This is a genomic window from Bacteroides sp. OM05-12, assembly GCF_003438995.1.
Classification (GTDB): Bacteria; Bacteroidota; Bacteroidia; order Bacteroidales; family Bacteroidaceae; genus Bacteroides.
In genome coordinates, this window is sequence record NZ_QSUN01000019.1 from 68,780 (window position 1) to 76,443 (window position 7,664).

General features: G+C 38.3%; 3 protein-coding genes and 2 tRNA genes. All 5 read left to right on the forward strand.

Annotated features, from left to right (window positions below):
* The first annotated feature begins 140 nt into the window (after positions 1-140).
* The 5 genes from DXB63_RS13415 (at position 141) to DXB63_RS13435 (ending at position 7,531) form a co-directional block, all read left to right on the forward strand.
* Positions 141-2,669 (forward strand): ATP-dependent Clp protease ATP-binding subunit, encoded by a 2,529-nt coding sequence (locus tag DXB63_RS13415; RefSeq protein WP_122126924.1) that lies wholly within the window; start codon positions 141-143, stop codon positions 2,667-2,669.
* A gap of 114 nt (positions 2,670-2,783) precedes the next feature.
* Positions 2,784-4,832 carry a molecular chaperone HtpG gene (gene htpG, locus DXB63_RS13420; protein WP_122126925.1) on the forward strand — a complete coding sequence of 683 codons (2,049 nt, stop codon included), beginning with the start codon at positions 2,784-2,786 and terminating at the stop codon, positions 4,830-4,832.
* Positions 4,833-4,988: 156 nt separating this feature from the next.
* A complete protein-coding gene (locus DXB63_RS13425) occupies positions 4,989-7,289 on the forward strand; it encodes a patatin-like phospholipase family protein (protein WP_369869625.1) in 2,301 nt (766 codons plus the stop codon).
* 80 nt (positions 7,290-7,369) lie between these two features.
* Positions 7,370-7,443: transfer RNA gene (locus DXB63_RS13430), tRNA-Arg, on the forward strand.
* Positions 7,444-7,457: 14 nt separating this feature from the next.
* Positions 7,458-7,531: transfer RNA gene (locus DXB63_RS13435), tRNA-Arg, on the forward strand.
* The last annotated feature ends 133 nt before the right edge of the window (positions 7,532-7,664 follow it).

Below are 7,664 nucleotides of genomic sequence, written 5' to 3' on the forward strand. Positions count from 1 at the left end.
AATAAGGTATACGGATTAACGTAAAACTCTAATGGCACGAGTTTTGTTATTATTAATAATAGAGAAAAAAAGTACGCATCATCTTACTAAATGCGTATATTTGCAGGGTAATAATATTAAAGAAGAAGGAAAACAAATTTATGAATAGTCCATTTTCACAAAAAGTATCTGAAATCATCGTATATAGCAAGGAAGAAGCGACACGCTTACGTAACGGCTATATCGGACCAGAGCATTTGCTCCTTGGACTGATACGTGATGGTGAAGGTAAAGCGATAGAAATACTTAATAAACTGAATATTAATTTGCAAGATATAAAACGAGAAATTGAAGCAAAACTTAGTCATAGAACACTCTCGATTGAAATAGCGGATGAAGATGTCAGTTTGACAAATGAAGCATCTAAGATATTGAAATTATGTATTTTAGAAGCTCGTTTACTTAAAAATACTGTGGTTGATACGGAACATGTGTTGCTTGCACTTCTTAAGGATAAGAATAATATGGCAGCGGATGTTTTGGAAGAACATGATGTACAGTATAAAAAGGTGTATGAACAACTTAGCCTTCAACCCGATATCACTTCCGGACTTGGTTTTACTGAGGACGATGATGAAGATGAAGAAGAAATGACTTCCCGTCGTTCATCGGGCGAAGCCGGGAAGCAACAGTCCACGCAACAGCGTAAAACAGCAAATGATACGCCTGTATTAGACAATTTCGGTACGGATATGACGAGAGCTGCCGAGGATGGCAAACTGGATCCTATCGTAGGTCGTGAACGTGAAATAGAACGTCTTGCGCAGATTCTAAGTCGTCGGAAAAAGAACAATCCGATTCTGATTGGAGAACCGGGTGTGGGTAAATCTGCTATCGTAGAAGGACTTGCATTGAGAATTGTTCAGAAGAAAGTATCCCGTATCTTGTTTGACAAGCGGGTGGTAGCGTTGGATATGACATCTGTGGTAGCGGGTACGAAATATCGTGGTCAGTTTGAGGAACGTATACGTTCTATCTTGAATGAGTTGCAAAAGAATCCGAACATCATTCTTTTCATTGATGAAATCCATACGATTGTCGGAGCAGGTTCTGCGGCAGGTTCAATGGATGCTGCCAATATGTTGAAACCGGCTTTGGCACGCGGTGAGATACAATGTATCGGTGCTACTACGCTTGATGAATATCGTAAGAATATCGAGAAAGACGGTGCTTTGGAGCGTCGTTTCCAAAAAATTATGGTAGAAGCGACTACTCCAGAGGAAACACTTCAGATATTGAAGAATATCAAGGAGAAATATGAGGATCATCATAATGTGAACTTTACAGAAGCTGCATTAGAGGCTTGTGTGAAGCTGACAGACCGTTATATCACAGATCGTAATTTCCCGGATAAGGCGATTGATGCGATGGATGAAGCCGGTTCCAGGGTACACCTTACTAATATAAGTGTGCCGAAAGAAATCGAGGAGCAAGAAAAGCTAATCGATGAGATGAAACAGAAAAAGAATGAGGCTGTAAAATTGCAGAATTACGAGTTGGCGGCTAGCTATCGTGATAAGGAGAAAGAGCTTGCAGAGCAGTTGGAAGAACAAAAGCGTGACTGGGAAGAAAAACTCAAAGATAATCGTCAAACGGTTGATGAAGAGCAGATTGCAGAGGTCGTTTCTATGATGTCCGGCATTCCCGTTCAGCGTATGGCACAGGCGGAAGGCTTTAAGTTGATGAAAATGAAGGAAGATCTTACTTCCAGAGTTGTAGCGCAAGATACGGCCATCGAAAAGTTGGTTAAAGCTATCCAACGCAGCCGCGTAGGTTTGAAAGATCCTAATCGTCCTATTGGAACATTCATGTTCTTAGGACCGACAGGTGTAGGTAAAACTCATTTGGCTAAGGAATTGGCAAAATATATGTTTGGTTCGTCTGATGCGTTAATCCGCATTGATATGAGTGAATATATGGAGAAGTTTACTGTTTCTCGTTTGGTCGGAGCACCTCCGGGATATGTTGGTTATGAAGAAGGTGGCCAATTAACAGAGAAAGTTCGTCGTAAACCCTACTCCATTGTGTTGTTGGATGAAATAGAAAAAGCACATCCTGATGTGTTTAACTTGCTGCTTCAAGTGATGGATGAAGGTCGGCTGACTGACAGTTATGGCAGAATGGTCGATTTTAAGAACACGGTTATTATCATGACTTCCAATGTTGGAACGCGACAGTTGAAAGATTTCGGACGTGGTGTAGGTTTTACTACACAAAACCGTTTGGACGATAATGAATTCTCGCGAAGTGTTATTCAAAAAGCTTTGAATAAATCGTTCGCACCGGAATTTATCAATCGTGTCGATGAAATAATAACTTTCGATCAGTTGTCGTTGGATGCAATAACGAAGATTATCGATATAGAACTTGGCGGACTTTATAAACGTATTGAAAATATTGGTTATAAGCTAGTTATAAGTGATGATGCAAAGCGTTTTATTGCGAGCAAAGGATATGATGTGCAGTTCGGTGCACGTCCTTTGAAACGGGCGATTCAAACATATCTGGAAGATGGATTGTCGGAACTCATTATCAGTTCTCAATTACAGGACGGTGATACGATTTCTGTAGAGTTGGATGCGGAAAAGCAAGAGATTCGTATGGAGCGTAAGTCTAAAGAAGAAGCATAATAAATAACTCTTTTATATTTTTATCAGTCAAAATGTCAGGCGAATCATCGTCTGGCATTTTTTTTGCCCTTTTCTTGCAAACAAGAAATTAGTAATAACTTAAAATAACGTATTATGCAGAAAGGAAACATTGGGGTAACAACCGAAAACATTTTCCCCATCATCAAAAAATTCTTGTATAGCGATCATGAAATATTCCTTCGTGAATTAGTTTCTAACGCAGTAGATGCCACTCAGAAGCTGAAAACATTGGCTTCTATCGGTGATTTTAAAGGTGAGTTGGGTGATTTGACGGTAAAAGTAGGCGTAAATAAGGATACAATTACTATTTCAGATAGAGGTATTGGTTTAACGGCTGAAGAAATAGACAAGTATATCAATCAGATAGCTTTCTCCGGTGCGAATGATTTTCTGGAGAAATATAAAAATGATGCGAATGCCATTATCGGTCACTTCGGTTTAGGATTCTATTCGGCTTTTATGGTTTCCAACAAAGTAGAGATTGTTACAAAATCCTATCAGGAAGGTGCTCAAGCTGTTAAGTGGACTTGTGACGGTAGCCCTGAATTTACCCTTGAGGATATAAAGAAAGAAGACCGTGGTACGGATATTATCCTTTATATTGATGAGGAATCTAAAGAGTTCCTGGAACCTAACCGTATATCTTCTTTGTTGACGAAATATTGTCGTTTCTTGCCTGTTGCAGTGGCTTTTGGCAAAAAGAAGGAATGGAAAGACGGTAAAGAGGTTGAGACAGACGAAGATAATGTAATTAACGATACAAATCCTCTATGGACCCGTAAGCCTAATGAACTGAAAGATGAGAATTATTTGAAATTCTATCATGATCTTTACCCGATGGCAGATGATCCTTTGTTCTGGATACACTTGAACGTGGATTATCCGTTCCATTTGACAGGTATTCTTTATTTCCCGAAGATAAAGAGCAACATTGACTTGCATAAGAATAAAATTCAATTGTATTGCAATCAAGTGTATGTGACTGATTCGGTGGAAGGCATAGTACCTGACTTTTTGACATTACTTCATGGCGTTATTGACTCTCCGGATATTCCGTTGAACGTTTCCCGTTCTTATTTGCAGAGTGATTCTAATGTGAAAAAGATTTCTTCTTATATTTCTAAGAAGGTTTCGGATCGCTTGCAGTCAATCTTTAAAAATGACCGTAAAGAGTTTGAAGAAAAATGGGATGATGTGAAGATCTTCATCAACTACGGTATGCTGACTGAAGAAGATTTTTATGATAAAGCAAGTAAGTTTGCACTCCTGAAAGATACTGATTCTAAGTATTATACCTATGAAGAGTATAAAACTTTAATTAAGGATAATCAGACGGATAAGGATGGAAATTTGATTTATCTGTATGCTAATCAGTTGGATGGACAGTATGGTTACATAGAAGCTGCAAAGAATAAGGGATATAATGTGCTGTTGATGGATGGTCAACTTGATGTTGCTATGATCAGTATGTTGGAACAGAAATGGGAAAAATCGCGTTTCACTCGTGTAGACAGTGACATTATCGAACATCTTATTGTGAAAGACGATGTGAAGAAAGAACCGGCTTTGGAAGCAGGAAAGCAAGACGTGCTTTCTTCTGTATTCCGCAGTCAACTACCTGTTATTGAAAAAGTTGAATTTAGTGTTGTAGCTCAATCTCTTGGTGAAAATAATAGCCCGATCTTGATTACTCAAAGCGAGTATATGCGTCGTATGAAAGAAATGGCTAGCATACAGGCCGGTATGAGTTTTTACGGAGAAATGCCGGATATGTTCAATCTTGTTGTTAATGTAGATCATAAACTGGTAAAACAAGTTCTTGAGGAAGAAGACAAAGAGTGTGCTGCTGCTTTGTTGCCGATTGAAGAAGAAATGAATCAGTTGAACATCCGTCACGATGAACTGCACAAGCAACAGGAAGGCAAGAAAGCAGATGAAATACCTGTTGCGGAAAAAGATGAATTAAGTGACATCGAAAAGAAAATAGCAGAACAAAAGAGTAAAAAAGAGGCTATTTTGGGTGAATATGCCGGAAAGAATAAGGTGGTACGTCAATTAGTGGATCTGGCTTTACTCCAAAATAATATGTTGAAAGGTGAAGCGTTGAATAATTTTGTTCGCAGAAGTATTGAGATGATTTAGTTTGCTTTTTTAGCACTATATTAAAGTTGGTTGAAGAGCATTGTAGGTTTTTATTCCTGCAATGCTCTTTTTTATTGCCAATATTCGGTTTAATTCCAAGCAAATTTCTATATTTGAAGTGTAAAATGAAATGGAGAAGTAAATGTCATGGATTTCATAAGAAAAGCGCTATATATTCTGTTCTTTGTGTTTTTACTGATTCCACAAACCTACTCGCAGAGTGTAGGGCTTGTGTTGAGTGGTGGTGGAGCCAAGGGCATGACCCATATAGGACTAATCCGTGCTTTAGAAGAAAATAATATACCGATAGATTATATCACCGGTACTTCCATGGGGGCTATCATCGGTTCTCTTTACGCTATGGGATATTCTCCGGACGATATGGAGGAACTTTTAGCATCCGAAGAATTTAAACGTTGGTATTCCGGGCAGATAGAAGAAAAGTATATCTATTATTTTAAGAAAAATCCTCCTACGCCGGAGTTTTTTAATATTCGTTTGAATTTTAAGGACTTAAAGGATAGTAAACCGCAACTTTTGCCTACAAGTATTGTGAATCCTATTCAAATGAATCTTGCCTTTGTGGAACTTTTTGCCCCTGCCACGGCAATGTGTAAAGGTGATTTTGATAATTTATTTGTGCCTTTTCGCTGTGTGGCTTCTGATGTGTACAATAAGAAGCAACTCATCATGCGTGAAGGAGATTTAGGTGATGCAGTGCGTGCATCCATGAGTTTCCCGGTAATGTTTAAACCTATTGAAATAGATAGTGTATTAACCTATGACGGAGGTATTTATAATAATTTTCCGACAGATGTGATGCGGGAAGATTTTCATCCGGATATCATTATCGGAAGCATTGTTTCTTCCAACCCTACAAAGCCTAATGAAAAAGATATAGTGAGTCAGTTGGAAAGCATGATTATGCAGAAGACAGATTATTCTTTGCCGGATTCATTGGGTATCTTGTTGACGTTCAAGTATAATGATGTGAATCTTATGGATTTTGACCGTCTTAAGGAGTTACATGATATTGGCTATAATCGTACAATCAGCATGATGGACTCCATAAAAAGTAGGATTCATCGACGGGTGAATGCGGATAATGTTCGTTTACGCAGAATGGTATTTAAAAGTAATCTTCCGGAGCTACGCTTTAAAAATATAAATATTGTTGGAGCTAATTCCCAGCAACAAAGATCGATAAAGAAAGAATTTCATGAGAACCCGGATGAAATATTCACGTTTGAGGACGTTAAGATGGCCTATTTCCGGCTATTGTCTGATAATGTGATTTCAGAAATCATTCCCCATGCTATCTATAATCCGTCTGACGATACGTATGACCTGAACTTGAAAGTGAAAATGGAAGATAACTTCTCCATTCGTGTGGGAGGAAATATCTCTTCTACAACTTCGAATCAGATGTACTTTGGAGTGTCTTATCAAGATTTGAATTATTATTCGAAGGAATTTATCTTTGACGGGCAGATAGGTAAGGTATATAATAATCTTCAGCTTTCTGCGCGGATTGATTTTCCGACAAATATTCCGACCTCTTACAAATTTATAGCTTCTATTTCTACTTTCGACTATTTTAAAAAAGATAAGCTCTTTTCAAATAATGATAAACCGGCTTTTACGAAAAAGAAAGAACGTTTTGCCAAGTTGAAAGTGGCTCTGCCTTTCTTGTCAAAGAAGAAAGCGGAGTTTGGGTTTGGAGTGGCAAACGTTGAGGATCAGTATGCCCAGAGCAATGTGATTGATTTTAATGAAACCAGACGTTTTGATAAGAGTTCTTACTTTTTGTATGGTGGTTCTATTTATTTTGGCGGAAGTACGTTCAATTCTAAAGAATATGCGACAAAAGGACGTTCGGAAGCCCTGGTAGCCCAGATATATAAAGGAAAAGAACGGTTTCGTTCCGGAAAAGATTCTACCGGAGTCAATAAGTTTAAGAAAGACCAAACGTGGTTGCAAATATCTTATAAGAGAGAAGAATACCATAAAATATTGCCTCATTTTGTTTTAGGAAGCTATATCGAGGCATTTTATTCATCAAAAAACTTTTCTGAGAACTATACGGCCACACTATTGCAGGCAGGCGAGTTTACACCGACATCGCATAGCAGATACTCTTATAATGAGGCTTTTCGTGCCAATCAGTTTGTGGCTTTGGGTGTAAAACCGATCTACACGATTAATGATATGTTTCAGGTTCGCAGTGAGGTTTATGGATTCATGCCCATATTTCCAATAAGACGCAATTCGCTTAACAAAGCATATTATGGAAAAGCATTTTCCCGGTTTGAATATATGGGTGAACTATCGGTGGTTTGTACATTACCGTTTGGGGCTATAAGTGCATACGTAAATCATTATAGCTCACCGAGTAGGGAATGGAATTTTGGTTTGACGCTTGGATGGCAATTGTTTAATTCTCGTTTTGTGGAATAATATTTAGCAAAAAAGTAACCAAAACCCTTGTAAATTCGGAAAAAGAGCGTATCTTTGCACCCGTTAAAGTTAAAAACAATGGTCGCGTAGCTCAACTGAATAGAGTAGCTGACTACGGATCAGCCGGTTACAGGTTTGAATCCTGTCGCGATCACAAATTTCTTTAATGGCTCCTTAGCTCAACTGAATAGAGCATTTGACTACGGATCAAAAGGTTATAGGTTTGAATCCTATAGGAGTCACGAAAAAGCTTCAGCAAATGCTGGAGCTTTTTTAATATCCCTTTTTGACGTTTTTCAGCATACGGTCGATTGTTTGGGACCAACGTAAAAACCTGAGGGCTTTTCCTATTATGCATATAACTTAGTTAATCTG